Source organism: Enterobacter sp. HNDS-6, assembly GCF_039850505.1.
GTDB lineage: Bacteria > Pseudomonadota > Gammaproteobacteria > Enterobacterales > Enterobacteriaceae > Enterobacter > Enterobacter kobei.
Map to the genome: position 1 here is coordinate 4,295,463 of NZ_CP156673.1, position 22,037 is coordinate 4,317,499.

The window sequence follows — 22,037 nt, forward strand, 5'->3', positions numbered from 1 at the left end:
GTTACCTCATACTCAAAAGATCATTAAGAGTTGCATCAAAGAATCCTGATGGAAAGCTAGTTGGTTGACCATTCAAATCTGTATAACTTCCATTCTCATCTATTAAAAGTGTTGTAAAGTTGTTTTCAACATTTGATTTATAGTGTATAACTAAATCGTTATTAGAAAATTTATCATCAAAAATTTGATACGCTATTTTATTTAATAAATGTTCGCAATGAGTTTCTACTATAAGTTGAACGCCACCATTTGCAACAAAGGTAAGGAATTCGCCTAGGTGAGCTTGAGCTTTAGGATGTAATTGTACTTCTGGATTTTCCAAAATAACTAAATCGCCTTTTTTGGCCATTAGGCAAATTATAATAACCTTACTTATATAGCTCATGCCTGCGCCAAGATTGAAAGGGGATACATCACCCTCTAAATCCTTGATGCTAAAGTAAATATTAACCTGCTCACCAACCTTCTCTGTTTTGAGTTCTGAGGTGGTTCCGGTTATATAGCTTAACCACTCAGCAACTTGAAATGATATAGTTTTAGAATCCTCGAATTTTATCAAGGACTCTTCTGCTATTTCAGTTTTTATTTTTTCAAAAGTAGAAAATAAAAATTCACCTTGTTCTCCTACTCTACGATTAGAAGTAGGAACAAAGTCTTGTGCACCAAGCCTATTTGCATTTAGATAAAGAAGTTCAGGGAATTGTTTATATTTTGCCTGCTCATAATAATATAATTCCGCGCTTTTTTTTGTAATGCCATCATTGTTAAAAATAACAGTATGGACTTCATTATTTTTGTCATGCAATGATATTTCGATTGTTTTTGCATTGGTTCTCTTGTTTCTTATAGTTTTGAATTCGCCAACATATCTAAGCAAACTTTCCATACTAAATTGGTTGCTTTCAGTACTATTCATGATCATCAACATGATTGCTTGAATTACACTCGACTTTCCTGAAGAGTTAGTTCCAGTTAGTATCGTTAAAGGTGTTAGCTTTAATTTTTCATCATTAATACTTTTAAAATTTTTAATGTTAACCTGAGTAAGCATTTTTTAAGCCCTTTGTAATTTCAGCTGCAAAATCAAATCTAATCTTTACATATTCATTTGTGTCAATTGAACCTGAAAATATGCCAAGCTCTTCAAAATTACTTTTATAATCATTTATATAATCTTCAATATCATAATCATCTAGCTTATCTGCATCGACAAAACTAAATGCAAACACAAACATTTCGAAAAGCCCCATATTTACTGGCCTTCTGTTACCACCTGCTTTTGGTTTAAATCTAAATGCCTCATCGCCCATTAGACGATAGATGTTTCTCATCCCCTTTAAGCAAGCTTCTTTGACTTTTTCAATTATGTGATCACTAGCCTTTGAATTTATAAATTTCATTGTTGAGGCCAGAAAAGTATCAATATCTGAACGATATTGAATAAAAGCTTTTTTTTCGGTCATCAATAAATAAAAACTGATGAACCGCAGAACTAGATATCTGTCTCTCATTCTTTCAGGCTTCACTCCACCACCAGTAGAGAGTTTAAACTCATCACTTTCTGCAAGTTCTTGTATTAATTTCGTGGATTTCCCTTGATATAGTGCATGCCTCATCTCTTGCTTATTAAGATTTATACCACCACGGTTGACCCTCTCAAAAATATTGAACTTCACATGTTCTGGAGTAGGCGGTTGGATTATGTAGCAATGCAATTGATAGTCTTCGAGTTTTGATTGAAGTAATTGCGGGATATCTGAAAATTTCATCCCTTTCAAATTAGGAAACATTGACAGGTCTGTCAAACGGAATCTATTGTTTAAAAATTCTTTTAAAGCCGATACACGTTGTTTTCCATCAATAATTTGACGAATTCCATTTTCATTTTCAAAAAGATAAATTAATGGTATCGGGATGCCCATTAATATTGATTCAATCAACTCAGATTGGTGCTTTCTATCCCATACATCTTTTCTTTGAAAGTCAGGTGCTAAGACTAGCTTTCCGTTGCCTTCTTTTCTCAATAACTCAAAGACGCTTGATTGTTCTTTAGCAATCCGAACTTCCGTATCAGTGTCCATCTGATGCGGATGAGAGTTCAATTCAAGTTCATCTTGATTCTCAAGCTCAATAGCATCTTCGTAATTATCTTTCTTGTGCATTTATTGAACTCCTTAATCTTCAAAAACTGTGTTCTGCCAATTTTGATAAGTCCTTATTGTAACCTATTGGTTCATTGAGTACTAACGTCTTTGTGGATAGGTGGATGCAGAGTCATCGGTCGGAAACGTCGATTACTACGGTAGATGCGGCCAGCCTACCCCTGTTTGTAGTTTTAGAGCTTACTCTTGAAATTCGCTCAAATTCTGCATAAGCGGCATCTTGAAGGTCGACGTTATCATGTGAGCCTCCCTAATCGAGGGTTTACTCACTTAGCCCTGCCTCCACTTATCACCTTTTCCTCATAAAAACCTAGGTAACGTTGGTAACGCTACCGCCCTCAGGATAGTATGACCAGATGTGAGATAGGATCCTACCAACTTTTACAAATTGTTCAACAGAACAAATAGTTAACTCACGGCATTTGAAGGTTTTTTCCTAGAGAGTTTCGAGCTTAGGTGGTTCAAAAAAAATGAACATGCAGCGGATTCGAGTATCGGTGAAGGCCACTCACTTTCGGATGGCCTTGTAACTTTATTACCATGATATCTGAACTAGTATTTGTACACGTTGGGTTGATGCGCCTATGCACTAGCCTTACGCTTCGTCCAGATACCTTGGTTTCACACTGAACGCCGTGTTAACGAGTTGAAGGGCGAGTGGAAATGCGGACGTTAGTCTTCCTCATCGTCCCTGTCGTCGTCATCACCTACCTCTTCCTCTTCATATTCGTCGTCATCATCGTCTACTTCGCCCACACCTCCGCAGCGGGGACAGACTGACGTTTCAATCGTACCATCACCATAGCAAGTGTGGCATTGTGCAAAGGGTTTGTCCTCTTCCGGGCTGTAACCCGCTCCATCGCACTCCGGGCAGGTAACTTCGAACAGGCCGTCTCTGCCACGGCATACTGGGCAATTTTGAATTGTCATTCTCTCTTCCTCTTATTTTGGGGATGCACAAATGAGACCGGCCAGCGATTGACCGGGGTATTGAGTCAACGCGATTTAGTAAAATCGCGCCTGAAGGGATTTAATTTGGGGGGTCGTTGCCAGCTCACGGCACCAGGCTTCAGTATCTGGGAAGGCAGAAATTTTATGGCGTAGCGCGTGCAGGCGCTCGTTTTCGGGATCAACACCGTGCAGCGGCAAAAAATCCGGGGTCAGGATGCACAGTGCGCAGGCTGCAAAGCCTTCCATGCGCTTTTCAGCGCCCTCAAGCTGTATGGTTACCAAATTACGCGTTAGTCGATCCACTTCCACCGGATCATCACTGTTACGAATAGCCTCTCCCAGGATAGTGTTGTAATTGCGATAGAGATCGGTTTCGGAATCACCATGCGCAAATACTGGCCCCTGGGTCCGACGCTGTCGATATTGTTCAAAGGTCATCTCAATCACCTCTAACGCCAGCTGCTTATCAATCCGGGTCGTATCAGCCTTATCAAAAAGTGATTGTGCTAGCTGATGGCCAGCGTATATCTCGCCAAGCTGAAACATTCCCGACAGTGCCATGATGCCACGCCAGGTTTTAATGGGCTCTCCGGTGTTAATCCAGCATGTAGCAATGGTGCCAACCTCAAGAATGAGCAACTCCCAGGCAGGCGAAGAACGAACTTTGGCCATAAGGTTGTCCTCTTGGGCTAGGAAGTGTAAAGCGATAGCTCGGTACACATGTTTTTGCTCAGGATTCTCAGACCCAACCAAATGATCAAACACATGGTGGAATTCCTCAATCAGGCGGCCTTCATCTTTTGCCTGAACCATCTCCTGATAATTTGATTCATACTTGTCTTCTACAATCGCAAGGGGCTGCACTAACTCGATGAGGTTCACACACTGAGCATAAAGATTATCCGGCACCCGGAAATGTGCTTTCGCCGCATGGTGATTGATAAATGCAGACAGGCGGTCAGCCATAGCCTTACGGCGATCAATAACCTGGTTCCAGGACAAACCTTCATCGACGACAAGGGCAAGTGCCGGGATATCATTGAGCTTTTCGACGCCCAGCATGGCAGTCAACAAATCCGTTTCACCCGACTGTTGCCCTTGGACATGGTACGCATCATGGTAACCTTGCCGAAATGTGTTGATGTCGGCTACAGAGTCAAATTTTTTGAGGCTTGATTTAATGCGGTCGATGGCCGTGCGAGCAAGTTTACGGTCGAATTTCTGGGACGCGAATGAAGATGATGAGTTCATGCTTTTTCCTCAAGTAGACAAAGTCCTGACACATAAAAAGTGCCATGTATTGGACCCGGAGTCGTCTGACCCCCTTGAGGTTGGGTAGTAGCCTAGCCCTTTTACCGTATCGCGCTTGCTCTGTGATGTCAATACACCCTACCCCAATGACGCTATAACGCATTTACAACCTTTTGTTACGTCGGGAAAAGTTCCATAAACTGAAGCAGAGTAAGCTGTCAGGAAATATTCAAAAGACGCACATTTCCTGTTAGTTCATGAAGTTCTCTTAAAGTGATTTCAGCTTTCTGTTAAAAATATCTTTTATAACAAATAGATATGTGCTATGTGGTTTATGAACTGGATTCTCACACAACATAAGTTAAATTGAATGTGAGACCCGTAATGATACCAACAAAACCTTCATAGTTGCCTTCCCTTCTACTATCTCTTATCGAGATACTTATTAAAAAATGCCGTGATGCTCTTGAACGGAATCTTTTCCATACGATCATATAAATCAACATGTGTGCCTAATCGCTGAGTATTCAAATGTTTAATGTTTTATCCCGTCGACTGCAACACTGTAACGAGGTGGCCGTCAACATAAACAATGCCGCCCCGACGCAGCTGCAACAGATCAAGACGCAGCTGGCCGAAGAAATGGGTAAGCCTGTAGGCCTACATACCATGGGTATTCCGGCGGCGGTCAGTACGCTCGGGGTGATTGTCAGTTTCGCCATTCCGCAGCTGTGGCTGGGTTACGGCATACTCACCGCACTCGACCAGCCAGCCGAGCGCGTATTCGTGTGGGTTGTGCTGGTCGCCCTGCTGTTCGCTGGCCTTAACGGTGTGACGATGTTTATGATTGGCAAAGGCAGCATGCGCGCTGTGCGGTTACATTTTACGCTGGCGGTGATAAGCCTTTTGTTAACAGCAGCTTATCTGCTTGCCGCGCTGAGCGTGAGTACTTCTCCGGGCGTCAGTCTGACCGCGGCGCTAGTGAGTATCGTCATGTTACTGCTTAGCGGCAGCTGTATTCTTTCCACCGCCTTTTATAAGATGCTGCTGTTTACTCTGCATAACAGAGCCTGGCGCAAGCTTATCAGCCAGGCGCGTTAAGCATTCATCTCGCAAAAATCCCGCCATTACAGCGGGATTTTTTTATGGCTTTTTATGCCTGCGCAACCAAATCAACTTGTAAGCCGCAGGAATGATAAACAGCGATAACAGCGGCGCTGTGATCATCCCGCCGATCATGGGTGCCGCTATCCGGCTCATAACTTCCGAACCGGCACCAGTCCCCCAGAGTATTGGCAGCAGGCCCGCAATGATCACCGCGACGGTCATGGCCTTTGGCCGCACACGGAGCACGGCACCATGATAAAGTGCTTCATCAAGCCCTTGTTCTGTGAACGTTTCCCGATGGGACAGTTCCGGTTGCGCTTCAATGGCATGACGTAAATACATCAGCATAACGACCCCAAATTCCGCTGCGACCCCGGCCAGGGCGATAAATCCGGTTCCGGTTGCGACTGACATATGGAAACCCTGCCAGTAGAGAAACCATATTCCACCGACCAGGGCGAACGGCAGACTCATCAGGATCAGCATTGCTTCATCCACGCGACGGAACGCCAGGTACAGTAAAATGAAGATGATCATCACCGTCATCGGTACCATCAGTTTCAGCTTCTTATTGGCATGTTCGAGAAGCTCAAATTGTCCGGAGAAAGACACGCTGGTACCTGGCATCAGCTTCACGTTCTGACTGATGGCCGTCTTAATGTCGTTCACCACCGATACCATATCCCTGCCCCGTGCATCGATGTAAATCCAGCTGGCTGGCCGGGCATTCTCCGTTTTCAACATCGTGGGGCCGGAAACAACCTTAATATCAGCCACATCACCCAGCGTGATCTGCTGTTTCATCGGCGTCAGAATAGGCATCTGTTTTAACGCATTCGGGCTGTTCCGGTAGTCCTGAGGATAACGAATATTGATCGGGTAGCGGGCGACGCCTTCCACCGTTTCACCTACCGTTGCGCCGCCAATGGCCGAAGAGACAAACAGCTGCACATCGCCCACCGTCATTCCGTAGCGGGCGGCTTTTTCCCGGTTAATATCCACATCAATGTAACGCCCGCCCTCCAGACGTTCCGCCAGAGCAGACACCACGCCGGGCACCGTTTTGGCGACCGCCTCGATGCGCTGCGCCGTGGCGTCGATATCAGACAGAACGGTACCGGACACTTTGATACCTATCGGGCTTTTGATCCCGGTGGAGAGCATATCAATGCGGTTACGAATAGGCGGAACCCACAGGTTAGCCAGGCCTGGCAAACGAACGGTGTTATCCAGTTCGTCAATAATCTTGTCAATCGTCATGCCGGGCCGCCACTGATCCTCTGGTTTGAGCTGAATCGTGGTTTCCACCATTTCAAGCGGTGCGGAATCCGTTGCCGTTTCTGCCTTACCTGTCTTGCCGAAAACAGACGCCACTTCAGGCACCGTTTTGATGAGTTTGTCCGTGGTTTGCAGGAGCGCCGCCGCTTCTGCCGGAGACACACCGGGCAAGGTCGAGGGCATATACAGCAGGTCGCCTTCGTTGATCTTCGGTAAAAACTCACCGCCAACCTGGCTCAGCGGCCAGATAACCGTGAAGATAGATAAGGCTGCAACCAACAGGGTGGCTTTTGGCCAGTGGAGAACCCTGATCAGCAGCGGATGATAGGCGTTAATCAGCAGTCGGTTCAGCGGGTTACTGTTCTCTGCGGGGATTTTTCCGCGGATCCATAAGCCCATCAGGATGGGGATAACGATGATGGCGAGCATGGCCGCCCCCGCCATGGAGTACGTTTTCGTGAAGGCCAGTGGACCAAACAGTCGCCCTTCCTGTCCCTCAAGGGTAAAGATGGGAATAAACGATAAGGTGATGATCAGCAGGCTGATAAACAGTGCGGGCCCCACTTCCACAGAGGCATTGGTGATCACCTTCCAGCGGGTGGCGTTGTCGATCTGCTCTTCCGGATGCTGATGATCCCACTCTTCCAGCCGTTTGTGCGCGTTTTCAATCATCACAATGGCCGCATCCACCATCGCACCGACGGCAATGGCAATGCCCCCCAGCGACATGATGTTGGCGTTCAGTCCCTGAAAATGCATCACAATAAAGGCAATACACAGGCCGAGCGGCAGAGAGACAATCGCCACCAGCGCAGAGCGGACATGCCAGAGGAACAGCGCACAGACGATGGCCACCACGATAAATTCTTCAATCAGCTTGCCGCTCAGGTTATCGATAGCTCTGTCGATTAACTGGCTGCGATCGTAGGTCGTCACAATCTCGACGCCTTCCGGCAGGCTGGCCTTCAACGTTTCCAGCTTATCCTTCACCGCCGTAATGACTTCACGCGCATTTTTGCCCGAGCGCAGGATCACCACGCCACCCGCCACTTCCCCCTGCCCGTTCAGCTCAGCAATACCGCGGCGCATTTCCGGCCCCGTTTGTACGCGAGCAACATCGCGCAGGTAAATCGGGACACCGTTCTCACTGGTTTTCAGCACGATATTATTGAAATCGTCTATCGTCTGTAGGTAGCCGCTGGCCCGGACCATATACTCTGCTTCCGCCATTTCAACCGACGATCCCCCTGCTTCCTGGTTCGACGACGCAAGAGCCTGCTTAACCTCCGGCAGGCTTATGCCGTACTGGGCCAGTTTTAACGGATTGACCTGGATCTGATACTGCTTAACCACACCGCCAACCGATGCCACTTCAGCCACGTTGGGGATGGTTTTTAACTCAAATTTCAGGAACCAGTCCTGCAATGAGCGCAATTCTGCGAGATCGTGCTTACCGGAACGATCGACCAGCGCATATTCAAATATCCAGCCCACCCCCGTGGCATCCGGGCCAATTTCTGAACTCACGCCAGCAGGCAGTTTGCCCTGAACCTGGTTCAGGTACTCCAGTACGCGCGACCGGGCCCAGTACAAATCAGTACCGTCTTCAAAAATGACATACACATACGAATCACCAAACTGAGAAAAACCGCGCACGGTTTTGGCACCGGGTACCGACAGCATGGTGGTAGTGAGCGGATAGGTCACCTGATTTTCAACTATCTGCGGGGCCTGGCCAGGATAGCTGGTTTTGATAATCACCTGAACGTCAGACAGGTCGGGCAAGGCATCGACCGGTGTGTTGATGATGGTCCATGCGCCCCAGATGCTAAGAAACAGCGCCCCCATCATCACCAGGAAACGGTTGGCGACGGACCGCCGGATAATCCATTCAATCATCATCGTCCCCTTAATGACCTGAATGCGTGTTGTCTGCTGTTTCAGCGTGACGCATGCGCTCCAGCGCGCCGGTAATATTGGCCTCGGAGTCAATCAGGAACAGGCCGCTAACCACCACCGTCTCCCCTTCGTTGAGGCCTGAACCAATACCGGACTGCTGCTGAGATTCATGCAGAACGTGGATCGGTTTCGGCACAAAATGCCCCTCTTCATCGACGGTAATCACGCGCTGTTCCTTGCCGGTATCAATAACGGCCTGGGACGGGATCAACAGCATCTCCGGACTTTGCGTATTCAGTTTGAGATACGCATTCATGCCCGGTTTCAGACGCTCGTCTTTGTTGGAGACCTGCAGGCGCACCTGCAGCGTACGGGTGCTGGGATCCACGCTCGGCAGAAGGTTCCATTTTTCAACCGGGAAGGATTTATCAGGGTAAGCGGGTACTGAAATCTCAAACTGCGACGTGTCTTTCAGCAGATAAGCAATAGACTCAGGGACCGCCGCGCCGATCCAGACCGGATCCATCCCCTGAATTTGAGCGACCACCTTATCTTTTGAAATATTCATGCCGGTGCGCAGGTCAAACGCCGTGATAACCCCGTCAATGGGAGCCTCGATGGTAAATCGGGTCTGGATAGTTCGGGTCGCCCGTAGCTTCTGAATATCTTCATCCGGCATCCCGGCCAGCCGAAGACGTTCAAGTACGCCTTTGATTTGCACAGGCGTTCCACCGGTACCGGATAACAGCAAAAACTCACTCTGCGCCTCTACCCAGTCCGGAATGGTGATATCAATCAGCGGCGTGCCTTTCCTGACATGGTCGCCGATCGTCAACGGGTATACTTTCTCAACGAAACCTTCCGCGCGCGCCTGCACAATAACAAACTGATAGTCGTTATAACTGACATTGGCAGGGATCGTCTGGCTATAATTCAGCGTTCCGCGAGTGACTTTTTGCGTTTTTAACCCCAGGTTCTGGACCTGCGTGGGGTCAATGCGTATTCCGGCACCGCTTTTATCATCATTTTCATCTGCATATTTTGGCACCAGATCCATATCCATAAACGGTGATTTGCCAGGTTTATCGAATTTAACGTCTGGCTTCATCGGGTCATACCAGAAAAGTACCTTTCTTTCAGAAACCTGATTTTCAGGTTTTGCAGAGGCGTGAATATGCTGCCATGCCGTGACGGATATCAGCCCTCCTGCAATAAGGCTGCTGACTATCATGGCAGCGTATTTTATTTTTAAAGATGCCATGCTACTTCTCGCTATTTAATGCTCTTCAGTAAAGAGATATTGCCCAGCTGGACAAACGAAAAATCAACGTGGCTACCGACTTTCAGGGCCGAAATACTCTCGTCAGCCTGAAGAAAGGTGAAGCGCATCGTCATCGCGGGCCAGCCCACCGCCGGGATAGCATCATGGGCAATAGTGACTTTTTTACTCGTGAGATCAATATCCTTGATAATGCCGGTCCCCTTAATAATCTGCTCTGAGGTTCCGTCACTGGCAACATTCATTCCTGCGTGCTGATGAACCTCGGCCTGAAGGCTGGCAGAAAACATTACGGCGATCGCACCGAGGACAACGGTTTTAAGTGAATTACGCATTTTTACTTTCCTGTTTAATTAAATGAATTTATTCGACCCAACCGCCACCCAGTGCGGTGAAGAGCGTTATTTCATTCACCTGACGGGCATAAATAAGGTCGAGAAGAGTTTGCTGCGTGGAGAACAGAGAACGTTCTGCATCAAGCACTTCGATATAGCTCACCGCACCGCTGGAATATAACCCTCTGGCACGTTGCAGGGTGATATTTAGCGAATCAAGATACCGCTGCTGGGCATTAATTTGCTGGTTAATACTTTCCCGCAGCGCGAGCGCGTCAGCAACCTGTTTAAAGGCGGACTGAATTTTTTGTTCGTAATTCACAACCGACTGCTGCTGGCGAATTTCAGCCAGCTTCAGGTTGGCTTTATTTCTGCCTGCATTAAACAGTGGGATATCAATTTTAGGGATAAAATTCCACATCCCACTGCCCGTCGTGAAAAGGCTGGAGAGTTCCGTGCTGCCCGTTGAAAGTCCGCTGGTCAGTGAAATGGACGGGAAAAAGGCAGCACGTGCCGCACCGATATTCGCATCGGCCGCTTTAAGCTGATACTCCGCCTCCATAATATCCGGGCGCTGCAGCAGTATCGCTGATGAAAGATGAGGCGGCAGCCTGACCGGCGCAATATCGCTGGCGTTCATGCCGCTGTTGCCCGGCAGTGCGCGATACGTTCCGAGGACCAGCTGCAGGGCATTATTGGCCTGCGCCAGCTCCCCCTCTCTTTTGGCTATCTCTGCCTGAGTGCTTTCAATCTGCCCCCGGGCCTGCTCCAGCGCCAGGACGTTTGTGCTGCCGGTCACCAGCTGTTGCTCAACGAACGCGTAAGACTGCTGGTAATTCTTCAGCGTCTCCTGCGCAATACGGCGTTGTTTATAGGCCAGCTGCTGGTTGAAATAGCTCTGCGACACGTTAGAGATGAGCAGAATATGCACCGCTCGATGGGCTTCTTCGCTGGCAAAAAAGTTTTGTCGGTCCGCCTCGCTCATGTTCCTGAGCTTGCCGAAGAAATCGAGTTCATAGCTTACTGCAAGACCTGCGTCGTACTGCTGCGAGGCAGGTTTGTCACTTTTCAGACCGCCGCTATAGGTGATACCCGAGGAGGCATTCAGCTGAGGATAACGATCCGCATCCGTCACCGTGAACTGCGCCCGGGCTTCTTCAACCTTCAGGGCAGCCATTTTTAAATCGCGGTTGTTTTCCAGGGCTTCGCTGATCAACCCAACGACCTGGGGGTCGACAAAAAAGTGACGCCAGCCGGTATCCTGATACCCCACCACCGCAGGTGTCAGGCCATTTCGGGATAACGAAAACTGCTGGGGCACCGGTGACACGGGTCGCTGGTACTCAGGCGCCAGCGAGACGCAGCCTGTCAGGAAAAATACCGTACTGATGCTAAGTCGTTTTAACAGGAACATAATGGTTCAAATGAAGTCCAGAGTATTTTTAGGGTCACTCTACTGAACGCATCCTGTTTGACGGGTGACAGGATAATGACAATGTTGTCATTTTTAACGTAAGTCATTGTTAACGGCCGCGAGCACAATAGAATGTCGTCAGCAGCCAGTCAGGGGAGCAAGATGAAAATACTGATCGTCGAAGACGAAATGAAAACCGGTGAATACCTCAGCAAGGGGCTGACTGAAGCGGGGTTTATCGTCGACCACGCTGACAATGGCCTCAACGGTTACCATCTCGCCATGACTGCGGAATACGATCTGCTGGTTCTGGATATTATGCTTCCCGACGTGAACGGCTGGGATATTGTCCGCATGCTGCGTTCGGCCGGGAAAGGAATGCCCATACTGCTCCTCACGGCGCTCGGCACCATTGAACACCGGGTCAAAGGGCTTGAGCTGGGTGCGGATGATTATCTGATTAAGCCTTTTGCCTTTGCTGAACTTCTCGCCCGGGTAAGAACGCTGCTGAGGCGCGGAAATACGGTGATTGCGGAAAGCCAGCTTCAGGTGGCTGACCTGACGGTTGACCTCGTGTCGAGAAAAGTGAGCCGGGCGGGGAATCGCATCCTGTTAACCAGTAAGGAGTTCAGCCTGCTGGAGTTTTTCCTTCGTCATCAGGGAGAAGTGCTGCCCCGCTCCCTGATTGCCTCTCAGGTGTGGGACATGAACTTTGACAGCGATACGAACGCCATTGATGTGGCGGTAAAACGGCTTCGGGCAAAAATCGATAACGATTATGAACACAAGCTGATCCAGACGGTGCGCGGTGTGGGCTATATGCTGGAGGCGCCGGATGCGCATTAAGCCTTTCAGGCGCCCTTTTTCGCTGGCTCTTCGGCTGACCTTTTTTATCAGTCTCTCCACGATCCTGGCGTTTTTCGCCTTCACGTGGTTTATGGTGCATTCCGTTGAAAAGCATTTTGCTGAGCAGGACATCAGCGATCTGCAGCAAATCAGCATCGCGATGCACCGTATCCTACAGTCACCTGCCGAACCCGAGCGGAAGAAAATCAGTAAACTCAACGAGTCGATCGCCAGTTACCGCAACGTTGCCGTTCTGCTTGTGGATCCGCAGGGAAATACCCTGTTCAGCTCGGCACACGGGGCAGCATTACGCCCTGCGATGAATACACCGGATTTTAACGTGCACCGTCGCACCCAGGATGTCTTTCTGTGGACGGTGGAGGACTCTTCTGCTTCCATGCACGCGGGGCCCGACATGAAAATGGACACGTACCGGATTATCGCCTCGTCAGGCACGGCGACATTGCAGGGCAAATCGCAGGACTACGTGATGCTGATTGGCCTCTCCATTAATTTTCATCTGCACTACCTGGATGCCCTGAAGAAGAATCTCTTCGCGATTGCCGCGGCAATCAGTCTGCTGATTATTGTTGTCATTCGTATTGCGGTACGCCAGGGCCATCTGCCTCTGCGTAACGTCAGCACCGCCATTAAAAATATCACCTCAGAGAATCTCGACGCGCGACTTGAACCGTCCCGCGTGCCCGTTGAGCTGGAACAGCTGGTGATCTCTTTCAACCATATGATTGAAAAAATAGAAGATGTCTTTACCCGCCAGGCCAATTTTTCCGCCGATATCGCGCATGAGATCAGAACACCTGTTACCAATCTGGTGACGCAAACGGAAATTGCGCTGAGCCAGAACCGTTCTCAGAAGGAGCTGGAAGATGTGCTGTATTCCAGTCTCGAAGAGTACAACCGAATGACCCGGATGGTCAGCGACATGCTGTTCCTGGCGCAGGCGGATAATAATCAGCTCATCCCGGACCGGGCGATCTTTGATTTGCGCGCTGAAGTCATGAAAGTGTTCGATTTCTTCGAAGCCTGGGCGGAAGAACGTAACGTCACGCTGAAATTTAACGGAATGCCCTGCCTGACAGAAGGCGATCCGCAGATGTTCAGAAGGGCGATTAACAATCTGTTATCCAATGCCCTGCGCTATACGCCTGAAGGAAAAGCGGTGACCGTCTCACTCCGAGAGCAGGAAAACAATGTTGAACTGGTGGTTGCCAACCCCGGCGCGCCGATCCCGGAAGAACATCTGCCAAGGCTGTTTGACCGCTTTTACCGGGTGGATCCATCAAGACAGCGTAAAGGCGAAGGCAGCGGCATCGGCCTTGCCATCGTGAAATCCATCGTCAGCGCCCATCACGGAAAAATCCGTGTGGAATCCGATGCGGTATCGACGCGCTTTATACTTTCCGTGCCGAAGAAAACCGTTTAAGCAGTCAGCGAACCGGCCGACATACTTCCAGCACCTTCTCCCTGAGCCACCGGTGCGCGGGATCCTTTTCCATGCGCGGATGCCACATCTGTGAGACGGTAATGCTCCGGGTTTTAAACGGCAGTTCAAAGACGTGTACGCGTTCTGACATGGGCTGATTGAGCAAATACAGCGCCGGGACCATGGCAATCAGATCGGAAGCCAGCGCCACGGATAACGCCGTCGGGAAACCGGGCACAACGCTGGCGACGTTACGTTTCATCCCGCGTTCCGCCAGCGCGTCATCGACAAAACCGTGTAACGAGCCGTCGGGCGAGGCCACCACATGCCCCCAGGAGATATAATCCTGCAGGCTAACTGACGGGCGCGAAGCCAGTGGATGCCCCTGGCGCACTGCGCCAACAAACCTGTCCTGAAACAGCCGTTGCAGACGTATTTCAGGCCCCATATTGCTCTGCACGCCGATTTCCAGATCGACAAGCCCCTCTCGCAGATAGCGCGATGTTTTTTCAGGTTTCGGGGAGAAACGGATACAAACGTCGGGGGCAACACTCGCGACTGCGGCAATAAGCAGTGGCCCAAACGCCACCACAAAACCGTCGTTGGCTCTGATGGTGAACAGGCGCGCCAGATTCTCGACCTTCAGCGTATCGCTGGAGGGCTGGAGCACCGCCCTCGCCTCGTGTACGGCGTTGCGGGCGCGATCCCGTGTGGCTTCCGCCCAGGGGGTCAGCACCATCTGACGACCCGCCCGAACCAGAATAGGATCGCCGGTGACCTCCCGCAGCCTGCTCAGGGTTCGGCTCATGGCGGAGGTGCTCAGGTTTAAGCGTCGCGCCGCGCCCGCCACGCTGGCTTCGGCCAGCAGGACATCGAGCGCGACAAGCAGATTAAAGTCAGGATCGGTCACGAGGAATCCTCAGATAAGGCGTTATATGCAACGATTAAGTGCAAATGCTGCGTCTTCCGCCCTGTATACCTGATGATTATAGTTTCGTCATTACTATTCTTTTCTGGAGTAACGACGATGACGCTATTTTCAAACCTGCCCGGCGATGAAGGTTTATCCGGGCATGAGCGCGCCCGGGTCCTGGCCGCCGTGATGACCACCACGCTGATGGGGGTCTTTGACGGAACGATGATCAACATCGCGCTCCCCTCCATGGCAAGCGCAATGCAGGTTCCTGCCAATGTTGCTGTCTGGTTCGCCAACGGTTATCTGCTGTCAGCGGCCATGACCCTCGCCATCTTTGCCGCGATGGCGGCGCGCGTGGGCTATCGCCCGGTGTTTCTGGCCGGGCTTGCCACCTTTACGCTTACCTCTCTTGGCTGCGCGCTGGCGAAGACCCCGGATGTGCTGATCGGAATGCGTATTCTGCAGGGCATCGGCGGCGCGGCCACCCTGAGCATCGCCCCGGCAATCCTGCGATCCGTTTTCCCCGGCAGACTGCTTGGCCGCGTTCTGGGGCTGCACGCCCTGCTTATCGCCTCCAGCACGGCGATAGCCCCGGTGCTGGGTGGAACGATACTGAACGCGCTGAGCTGGCAATGGCTGTTCGCCATTAACCTTATTCCAGGCTGCATCGCCCTGCTGCTGGCATGGCGCGCTTTACCGAAGGAATCAGCGGGTGATAAATCCTCCTTTGATGCGCCAGGCGCGGTGCTCTCCGCAACATTTCTGGGAGCCACGATCATGACGGCCAACAGTCTTCAGCGCGTCACGCAGCACATTCATCACGAAGCCATCGGCTGGGGACTTCTCGCGCTGATGAGCTCCCTCGCCTTTATCTGGCGGATTCGGCGGGCAAGTCACCCTTTATTGCCGCCCGTCATATTCAAAAACGGACGCTTTACCCTCGCTGCGCTAACCTCGCTGGCCTCGTTTGTGAGCCAGGGCATCACCTTTGTCGCGCTGCCGTTCCTGTTTCAGAGCGTGTATGGCTACAGTCCCGTGGTTTCTGCGCTGCTCTTTACCCCGTGGCCGATAGGTATTGTGCTGATTGCGCCGCACGCGGGGCGTTGGGCTGATACGATTTCCGCGCCGCTGATTTCGACCCTCGGGCTGATGATATTTATCGGTGGGTTGGTTCTGCTGGCGACCCTGCCTGAAAGCCCATCCGTATGGAACATCTGCCTGCGCAGCCTGGTTTGCGGGATAGGGTTTGGCTGCTTCCAGAGCCCCAATAACCGGGAAATGCTCGCTAACGTGACGCGGGACTATGCCAGCTATGCCTCCGGCGTGTTGTCTATCGTCAGGACATTCGGCCAGTGTCTCGGCGCCGCTACGGTGGGCGTGCTGCTGGCGGCAACACCCGGCCAAAACCTTGATGACCGGATCGTGCATGTTGCGCTGTGGATCGCCGTCATAGCCTCCACAGGATCGGTTTTGTTTAGCCTGAGCAGGCTGCGCCCGGCGGCGCTACGCTTGCACGGGCCTACAAGATAATATGCAATATTGATTTTAATGAACAATGTAGGCCGGGTAAGCGCAGCGCCACCCGGCAAGAAAGGCGTATCGTTTATTTACTCCAGCGCCAGCAGCGCAAAGCTCGCCAGCCAGTGCCCGCCGCTGTAGTGGCTGCCGACAACATGCTCTACGCTTGCCATCAGGTGTTTCGCCACCGAATCACGCAGCGCCTGCTGTGCCGGATGGTTTGCGGGAAGCGCTTTTGCGATATGCTTCATACACCAGGCGCGGCTCAGGTTTAACCCGTCCAGATGGGCAATTTTCGGGTCGGTACGGTCACTCACTTGCGCCGGGCTCATCAGGGCTGCAACGGCGCCCACCTCCGGCAAAAACGCGTCGAACCAGGCCGGGAAGTCCTCTGCCACCTTGCTCATCAGCAACGCTTCTGTCAGCGCACCGGAAATATACTCATCACCGCCGGGCTCGTAGTGCGCCGGGTAGCGCGTGTCGGCGAGATAAAACCGTTCCGCTGATGCCAGAATAGCCTGCTCAAGCCCGCTGTCACTCACTGTACGCGCATAGTCGAGCGCCAGCGCCAGAGCAAACGCCGTGTTGTAATGCGTCCCGACGCGGATCGGATAGGTGAGCTTGCCGAGGTAATCCACCAGACGATTGCGAATATCCTGCGTTAACGGTTCAAGCGTCTGATACCAGCCTGTGGCCTGCGGCAGTGAAGACTGTTTCAGTTCCTGGGCCAGCGCCAGCAGCCAGCCGTAGCCATACGGGCGCTCAAACGAGGCGCGGAACGGCGCAGTAAAATAGGCCAGTTCCTTAGCCACGTTCTCTTCGGTCAGGTGCTCGTCGAATAGCGCGACGATTTCATTCCGGCACGGCAATTCGGGATAGAGACGCACGCAGCGCAGCAGCAACCAGTAGCCGTGCACGGCCGAGTGCCAGTCAAAACAGCCGTAGAAAATCGGGTGCAGTTCGCGAGGCGGCAGAACATCACCATCATCATTCAGCAGGTGCATGATGTGGTTCGGGTATTCCTGGCGCAAATAGGTTAAAGGCATTCGGGCAAACGCGTCAGCCTGTTGTTGCGTTAATTCCATAACCGCTCCTTAGCGAAAAACGAGGAAATACATTAAGAACACGTTCACCACCAGCAAGGTTAACGCGGTCGGGATCTGGATCTTGATCACCTGATATTTGTCTTTCAGCTCCAGCAGCGCGGCGGGCACGATATTGAAGTTCGCGGCCATCGGCGTCATCAGCGTGCCGCAATACCCTGCGTACATACCAATCGCCAGCAGCGGTGCCGGGTTACCGTGATGCACGTTAATCAGGAACGGCAAGGCGATACCGGCACTCAATACCGGGAAAGCGGCAAAGGCGTTACCCATGATCATGGTAAACAGCGCCATCCCCACGCAGTAAATCACCACCAGCATGAAGCGGTTATCCGGGTTCACAAACAGGCTCACTACCTTTTGCACGGAGTCACCGGTATTGGCCGCCACGAATACCCCACCCAGCATGGCCAGCATCTGCGGCAGGATCACCGCCCAGCCGATGGTATCGACAAGGCGGCGAGACTGGCGAATCGCGTGCAGCGGCGTGCCCTTCGTCAGCCACCAGCCGGTGAGGATCGCCGCGACGCAGGCCACGCACAGCGCCGCAAGGGTGAGCTGTTTCTGGTCGAGAAGATAAACGCCGCCAATCGACACGCCCTTCAGGAACAGCGTCCCGATAACCGTCACCACGGGGATCATCAGCGCAGGCAGGAACAGCCAGTTTTTGAGCCGGTTTGACGAGGCAACCCGTTCCTCATCGGAGGCCATTTTGTAGTGCCCCTTTCCGACAAGACCAAAGCCCGCCAGCAGCGCGATAACGATAACGCTGCCGCCGATGATCCGGTACGCCAGCGATTTGCCGAGCTCCTGAACCATCAGATCACCGAACAGGAAAATCCCGCCGAATAAAAACCAGAAAAGCGCGGTGGTGAAACGCTTCGGATTCGCGCGATCGCGCAGGGTCATGACCACCAGCAACATCACGACGAAGCCAATCAGGTAGTACACGCGGTTAATGGTGATAAGCGTCATCATTGCGCGGCCCCCTGCGTTGCCTGCTCTGCACGCCAGGCCATCACGTCACGACGGATACTGGCATCCAGGCGCAGCAGGCGTGTCATATGAATAATCAATGCCGCAATGGCCGTCGGAATGGCCCACAGGCCGATATGCAGCGGTTCAATCCCCTGAATGCCGTTCTCTTTCAGGAACGCGTCAATCAGCAGCACTGCACCAAAGGCGATAAAGATGTCTTCCCCAAAGAAGACCGCGATATTGTCACACGCGGCGGCATGGGCTTTGATTTTGTCGCGGATATGCTGCGGCAGTTCACCATACTCGTTCAGAGCGGCCCCTTCAGCCATCGGCGCCAGCAGCGGGCGTACCGTCTGGGCATGCCCGCCCAGCGACATCAGCCCTAACGCGGCCGTGCCTTCACGGGCGACAAAGTAGAGCATCAAAATACGCGCCGAGGTGGCGCTGGCGATCTTCGCGACCCAGGCCTGGGCGCGCTCTTTTAGCCCGTAATATTCCAGCAGACCAATGACCGGCAGGATCAGAATGAAGGTCGCGAGCGATCGGCTATTGACGAACTTCTCGCCAAAGGTCTCGAGCAGCATGCCGAAATCCATACCGACCAGCAGACCCGTCGCCAGCCCCGCCACCACGACCACCAGTAGCGGGTTGAAGCGCAAAGCAAAACCAATAACCACGATCGGTATCCCGATCAGCGGCAACAGCGTAGAACCGTCCATAACGTTTACCCTATCGAAAGTGAGCGTTGCGCGCCGACGGCTATTTTTTTAATTTGCGGCGAGCGATGTTGTGTTTTCGTCAGGCTTTGTAAAACCTGCGCTAAAAAGCTATATCTGAACCTCAAAAACATGTAAACAATTTATCAATAAAATGTTCTTATTTTATCGATGAGTTTACATTTCTGACTAAGGAACGTTATGACCTCAGAAAAGCGTGCTTCACCCCATCACGACGACATCAACGATGGCCGGATCGTCTCGTCCCGCCATCTGGTGTCCGAGCGCTGCGCGGAACTGTCAGAGCTGGAATACGCGCTGATCATGACCAGCAACGCGTTCAACAAATGGATGGTGCGCTGCATGACGGCTGCCGGCGAACCCGATATGGGCGCCTTTGATGTCTCACTTCTGCACCATGTGAACCACCGCGAGCGCAAGAAAAAGCTGGCTGATATCTGTTTTGTTCTCAACGTGGAAGATACGCATGTGGTGACTTATGCCCTGAAAAAGCTGGTTAAAGCAGGCTACGTGACAAGTGAGAAAGCGGGTAAAGAGCTCTTTTTCTCCACCACGGAGGAAGGGAAAGCGTTATGCATGAAATACCGCGACGTGCGGGAGGCGTGTCTGATCGCGATACATGCGGAGAGCGGCATTGCCGGAAAATCCATTGGCGAAACCGCGCAGCTGTTACGCACGATTTCCTCTCTGTACGACACCGCCGCCAGGGCGGCGGCATCACTGTAAACTCAGGGCCGTCGGAAAAGAGTAATGCTGCGTCCGGCCAGCTCGAATTCTACCGCTTCGGTGATCGCCTTCCCGGTCACGGCGTCATCGGCTGTAGACAGCTCCAGCACCCATCCCCCTTCACCAAACTGTGGGATCTGGAATGCCACGCTGCCTTCAAACGGGTTGAACAGCATGAGCACATCGTGCCAGATGCCCTCTTCCTGTTTGAGATCGGGCCTGCTGATGGACACCCCGAGCGTCGAGCCCTCATCCCACTGCTCTGCCTGCTGCGGACCGCCGCCGGCGTTAAACCAGCGGATCTCCAGCCCGTCGCGCCAGCTTTCACGACGCAATAACGGTTGCGCGGCACGAAGCGCAATCAAACGTCGGGTAAACTCGCGCAGCGCAGCGTCGTTCTCGGAGAGTCCTTTCCAGTCGATCCACGAGATCTCACTGTCCTGGCAGTAGCCGTTGTTGTTGCCCTTCTGCGTGCGGCCAAACTCATCGCCGGCCAGCAGCATTGGCGTACCATGGGAAAACAGCAGCGTGGTCAGGAAATTACGCTTCTGCCTTTCGCGGGTAGCAATAATATCCGGGTTCTCCGTCGGCCCTTCTTCGCCATAGTTGTATGAACGGTTATCGTTATGGCCATCATTATTGTCTTCCCCGTTGTCGGCGTTATGCTTCTCGTTGTACGACACCAGGTCATTCAGCGTAAAGCCGTCATGGGCGGTGATGAAATTAACGCTGGCCCAGGGGCGACGCCCGCGCAGATCGTACAAGTCACCGGATCCCAGCAGACGGGCGGCAAAGTCGTTAGAGACGTTGTCCCCCTTCCAGTACTCGCGTACGGTGTCTCGGTATTTGTCGTTCCATTCACCCCAGCCAGGCGGAAAACCGCCCACCTGATAGCCGCCGGGGCCGATATCCCAGGGTTCACCAATCAGCTTCAGTCGGGATAAAACCGGATCCTGGGTCATGGCGTCGAAAAAGCCGCCGCGCGGATCAAACCCTTCCGGCTCGCGGCCCAGTATTGTTCCCAGGTCGAAACGGAAACCGTCAATATGCATCGACTCCGCCCAGTAGCGCAGCGAATCCATCACCATCTGCAGCACACGCGGGTGAGAGGTATTGACCGTGTTCCCCGTTCCGGTGTCGTTGATGTAATACCGGTGCTGGTCAGGCAGTGTGCGATAATAGCTGTAGTTATCAATGCCTTTAAACGAGAGCGTGGGGCCAAGCTCATTGCCTTCCGCCGTGTGGTTATACACCACGTCGAGAATCACTTCGATGCCAGCATCATGATAAGCGCGCACCATATCGCGAAAGCCCTGGATCCCCGCCGGGCCGAAGTAGCGCGACGCCGGCGCAAAAAAGCCCAGCGTGTTATAGCCCCAGAAGTTTTTCAGACCGCGGTCGAGAAGATGTTGATCGTCCGGGAACCAGTGAACAGGGAGCAGCTCCACCGAGGTGATGCCGAGGCTTTTGATGTAGTCCACGGAGGCTTTATGCCCCATCCCCTCAAAGGTGCCCCGCAGTTCGGGAGGAATTGCCGGGTTCATCTGGGTAAACCCTTTTACGTGGCTTTCATACACCACGGTGTTCGGCCAGGGGATAGTGGGTCGGTTAGTGTCCTGCCAGTCACAGGCGTTCGGGTCGATAACCTTACATTTTGGCGTGAACGGCGCGCTGTCACGGGTATCAAAACTCAAGTCTAATTCGTCATGCCCCAGCGCATAGCCGAAATGGGCCTCGTTCCAGTCGATATCACCCACCAGTTCGCGGGCATAGGGGTCGATAAGCAGTTTATGCGGGTTGAAGCGATGACCGTTTTCCGGGTCATAGGGGCCGTAGACGCGATAGCCGTAAAGCGTACCGGGCTTCAGATCCGGCACATAGCCGTGCCAGACTTCGTGGGTATATTCAGGAAGCTCGAGCCGGGCGATTTCCGTTTTCCCGGAGGGGTCAAACAGACAGAGCTCCACCCGCTCAGCGTGAGCGGAGAACAGCGCGAAGTTGACCCCCTTCCCGTCATAATTTGCACCCAACTGCTGGCCATGACCGGCCCGAATTTCAAACGTTGTATCCTTTGCCATTTTCGTTCTCCACGA

General features: G+C 52.1%; 18 protein-coding genes and 1 pseudogene. 5 read left to right on the top strand and 14 right to left on the bottom strand.

Annotated features, from left to right (window positions below):
• Nucleotide 1: 1 nt before the first annotated feature.
• From ABFI50_RS20115 to ABFI50_RS20135, 5 genes and pseudogenes are all read right to left on the bottom strand, one after another.
• On the bottom strand, nt 2-1,051 hold the full coding sequence (locus ABFI50_RS20115; protein ID WP_332269127.1) for an AAA family ATPase: 1,050 nt from the start codon (nt 1,049-1,051) through the stop codon (nt 2-4).
• Nucleotides 1,035-2,162: a DUF262 domain-containing protein gene (locus ABFI50_RS20120; protein WP_048977976.1), complete on the bottom strand. Its 1,128-nt coding sequence runs from the start codon at nt 2,160-2,162 to the stop codon at nt 1,035-1,037. Before ABFI50_RS20120 ends, ABFI50_RS20115 begins: the two co-directional genes overlap by 17 nt.
• A 672-nt stretch (nt 2,163-2,834) precedes the next feature.
• Nucleotides 2,835-3,092: a hypothetical protein gene (locus tag ABFI50_RS20125; RefSeq protein ID WP_048977974.1), complete on the bottom strand. Its 258-nt coding sequence runs from the start codon at nt 3,090-3,092 to the stop codon at nt 2,835-2,837.
• Nucleotides 3,093-3,167: 75 nt separating this feature from the next.
• Nucleotides 3,168-4,364, bottom strand: coding sequence for a hypothetical protein (locus ABFI50_RS20130; RefSeq protein ID WP_186848266.1), 1,197 nt, complete (start codon nt 4,362-4,364; stop codon nt 3,168-3,170).
• Nucleotides 4,365-4,787: 423 nt separating this feature from the next.
• Nucleotides 4,788-4,874, bottom strand: a pseudogene (locus ABFI50_RS20135) (alpha/beta hydrolase); the annotation flags it as partial.
• A gap of 21 nt (nt 4,875-4,895) precedes the next feature.
• Between ABFI50_RS20135 and ABFI50_RS20140 the strand changes: the two are divergent.
• A complete protein-coding gene (locus tag ABFI50_RS20140) occupies nt 4,896-5,465 on the top strand; it encodes a hypothetical protein (protein WP_332971694.1) in 570 nt (189 codons plus the stop codon).
• 42 nt (nt 5,466-5,507) lie between these two features.
• Here the strand turns inward: ABFI50_RS20140 and silA are convergent, their stop codons facing one another.
• The 4 genes from silA to ABFI50_RS20160 are packed head-to-tail and all read right to left on the bottom strand — an operon-like array spanning nt 5,508 to nt 11,676.
• A complete protein-coding gene (silA, locus tag ABFI50_RS20145; RefSeq protein ID WP_347486143.1) occupies nt 5,508-8,648 on the bottom strand; it encodes a Cu(+)/Ag(+) efflux RND transporter permease subunit SilA in 3,141 nt (1,046 codons plus the stop codon).
• A gap of 10 nt (nt 8,649-8,658) precedes the next feature.
• The gene (locus ABFI50_RS20150; protein WP_014883857.1) at nt 8,659-9,909 is read right to left on the bottom strand and encodes an efflux RND transporter periplasmic adaptor subunit; all 1,251 of its coding nucleotides are present in this window, start codon (nt 9,907-9,909) and stop codon (nt 8,659-8,661) included.
• 11 nt (nt 9,910-9,920) lie between these two features.
• Nucleotides 9,921-10,262, bottom strand: a complete 342-nt coding sequence (gene cusF, locus ABFI50_RS20155) for a cation efflux system protein CusF (RefSeq protein ID WP_014883858.1) — start codon at nt 10,260-10,262, stop codon at nt 9,921-9,923.
• Nucleotides 10,263-10,290: 28 nt separating this feature from the next.
• Entirely contained in the window at nt 10,291-11,676 is a 1,386-nt protein-coding gene (locus ABFI50_RS20160; RefSeq protein ID WP_071922228.1) for an efflux transporter outer membrane subunit, read from the bottom strand.
• 162 nt (nt 11,677-11,838) lie between these two features.
• On the opposite strand from ABFI50_RS20160, the gene ABFI50_RS20165 reads away from it, so the two are divergent.
• Together ABFI50_RS20165 and ABFI50_RS20170 are read left to right on the top strand one after the other, a co-directional pair.
• The gene (locus ABFI50_RS20165) at nt 11,839-12,522 is read left to right on the top strand and encodes a copper/silver response regulator transcription factor (protein WP_045134020.1); all 684 of its coding nucleotides are present in this window, start codon (nt 11,839-11,841) and stop codon (nt 12,520-12,522) included.
• Nucleotides 12,512-13,966: a Cu(+)/Ag(+) sensor histidine kinase gene (locus tag ABFI50_RS20170; RefSeq protein WP_347484910.1), complete on the top strand. Its 1,455-nt coding sequence runs from the start codon at nt 12,512-12,514 to the stop codon at nt 13,964-13,966. Before ABFI50_RS20165 ends, ABFI50_RS20170 begins: the two co-directional genes overlap by 11 nt.
• Nucleotides 13,967-13,970: 4 nt before the next feature.
• Here the strand turns inward: ABFI50_RS20170 and ABFI50_RS20175 are convergent, their stop codons facing one another.
• Nucleotides 13,971-14,876 carry a LysR family transcriptional regulator gene (locus tag ABFI50_RS20175; RefSeq protein ID WP_014883862.1) on the bottom strand — a complete coding sequence of 302 codons (906 nt, stop codon included), beginning with the start codon at nt 14,874-14,876 and terminating at the stop codon, nt 13,971-13,973.
• A 117-nt stretch (nt 14,877-14,993) separates the two neighbouring features.
• Between ABFI50_RS20175 and ABFI50_RS20180 the strand changes: the two genes are divergently transcribed.
• Nucleotides 14,994-16,412: an MFS transporter gene (locus tag ABFI50_RS20180; RefSeq protein ID WP_048996780.1), complete on the top strand. Its 1,419-nt coding sequence runs from the start codon at nt 14,994-14,996 to the stop codon at nt 16,410-16,412.
• Between the two features lie 77 nt (nt 16,413-16,489).
• Here ABFI50_RS20180 and ABFI50_RS20185 read toward each other — a convergent pair whose 3' ends face one another.
• Genes ABFI50_RS20185 through ABFI50_RS20195 form a run of 3 tightly spaced genes read right to left on the bottom strand, consistent with a single transcriptional unit; the run spans nt 16,490 to nt 19,200 of the window.
• Nucleotides 16,490-17,485: a DUF2891 domain-containing protein gene (locus tag ABFI50_RS20185; RefSeq protein WP_047027008.1), complete on the bottom strand. Its 996-nt coding sequence runs from the start codon at nt 17,483-17,485 to the stop codon at nt 16,490-16,492.
• 9 nt (nt 17,486-17,494) lie between these two features.
• A complete protein-coding gene (locus ABFI50_RS20190; protein ID WP_023330441.1) occupies nt 17,495-18,481 on the bottom strand; it encodes a DUF979 domain-containing protein in 987 nt (328 codons plus the stop codon).
• Entirely contained in the window at nt 18,478-19,200 is a 723-nt protein-coding gene (locus ABFI50_RS20195) for a DUF969 domain-containing protein (protein WP_014883866.1), read from the bottom strand. Before ABFI50_RS20195 ends, ABFI50_RS20190 begins: the two co-directional genes overlap by 4 nt.
• 198 nt (nt 19,201-19,398) lie before the next feature.
• Here ABFI50_RS20195 and ABFI50_RS20200 point away from each other — a divergent pair, with 198 nt between their 5' ends.
• Nucleotides 19,399-19,944 (top strand): winged helix DNA-binding protein, encoded by a 546-nt coding sequence (locus ABFI50_RS20200; RefSeq protein ID WP_250127992.1) that lies wholly within the window; start codon nt 19,399-19,401, stop codon nt 19,942-19,944.
• 2 nt (nt 19,945-19,946) lie between these two features.
• Here ABFI50_RS20200 and glgX read toward each other — a convergent pair whose 3' ends face one another.
• Nucleotides 19,947-22,022 carry a glycogen debranching protein GlgX gene (gene glgX, locus ABFI50_RS20205; protein WP_023330442.1) on the bottom strand — a complete coding sequence of 692 codons (2,076 nt, stop codon included), beginning with the start codon at nt 22,020-22,022 and terminating at the stop codon, nt 19,947-19,949.
• Nucleotides 22,023-22,037 lie beyond the last annotated feature (15 nt).

What these genes read in the sequence shown, in the direction of transcription:
- glgX (WP_023330442.1), bottom strand. Translation starts at nt 22,022, where the DNA reads ATGGCAAAGGATACAACGTTTGAAATTCGGGCCGGTCATGGCCAGCAG.
- ABFI50_RS20185 (WP_047027008.1), bottom strand. Translation starts at nt 17,485, where the DNA reads ATGGAATTAACGCAACAACAGGCTGACGCGTTTGCCCGAATGCCTTTA.
- ABFI50_RS20130 (WP_186848266.1), bottom strand. Translation starts at nt 4,364, where the DNA reads ATGAACTCATCATCTTCATTCGCGTCCCAGAAATTCGACCGTAAACTT.
- ABFI50_RS20140 (WP_332971694.1), top strand. Translation starts at nt 4,896, where the DNA reads ATGTTTAATGTTTTATCCCGTCGACTGCAACACTGTAACGAGGTGGCC.
- ABFI50_RS20190 (WP_023330441.1), bottom strand. Translation starts at nt 18,481, where the DNA reads ATGATGACGCTTATCACCATTAACCGCGTGTACTACCTGATTGGCTTC.
- ABFI50_RS20125 (WP_048977974.1), bottom strand. Translation starts at nt 3,092, where the DNA reads ATGACAATTCAAAATTGCCCAGTATGCCGTGGCAGAGACGGCCTGTTC.
- ABFI50_RS20165 (WP_045134020.1), top strand. Translation starts at nt 11,839, where the DNA reads ATGAAAATACTGATCGTCGAAGACGAAATGAAAACCGGTGAATACCTC.
- ABFI50_RS20180 (WP_048996780.1), top strand. Translation starts at nt 14,994, where the DNA reads ATGACGCTATTTTCAAACCTGCCCGGCGATGAAGGTTTATCCGGGCAT.
- ABFI50_RS20120 (WP_048977976.1), bottom strand. Translation starts at nt 2,162, where the DNA reads ATGCACAAGAAAGATAATTACGAAGATGCTATTGAGCTTGAGAATCAA.
- ABFI50_RS20115 (WP_332269127.1), bottom strand. Translation starts at nt 1,051, where the DNA reads ATGCTTACTCAGGTTAACATTAAAAATTTTAAAAGTATTAATGATGAA.
- ABFI50_RS20195 (WP_014883866.1), bottom strand. Translation starts at nt 19,200, where the DNA reads ATGGACGGTTCTACGCTGTTGCCGCTGATCGGGATACCGATCGTGGTT.
- ABFI50_RS20200 (WP_250127992.1), top strand. Translation starts at nt 19,399, where the DNA reads ATGACCTCAGAAAAGCGTGCTTCACCCCATCACGACGACATCAACGAT.
- ABFI50_RS20170 (WP_347484910.1), top strand. Translation starts at nt 12,512, where the DNA reads ATGCGCATTAAGCCTTTCAGGCGCCCTTTTTCGCTGGCTCTTCGGCTG.
- ABFI50_RS20160 (WP_071922228.1), bottom strand. Translation starts at nt 11,676, where the DNA reads ATGTTCCTGTTAAAACGACTTAGCATCAGTACGGTATTTTTCCTGACA.
- silA (WP_347486143.1), bottom strand. Translation starts at nt 8,648, where the DNA reads ATGATTGAATGGATTATCCGGCGGTCCGTCGCCAACCGTTTCCTGGTG.
- ABFI50_RS20150 (WP_014883857.1), bottom strand. Translation starts at nt 9,909, where the DNA reads ATGGCATCTTTAAAAATAAAATACGCTGCCATGATAGTCAGCAGCCTT.
- cusF (WP_014883858.1), bottom strand. Translation starts at nt 10,262, where the DNA reads ATGCGTAATTCACTTAAAACCGTTGTCCTCGGTGCGATCGCCGTAATG.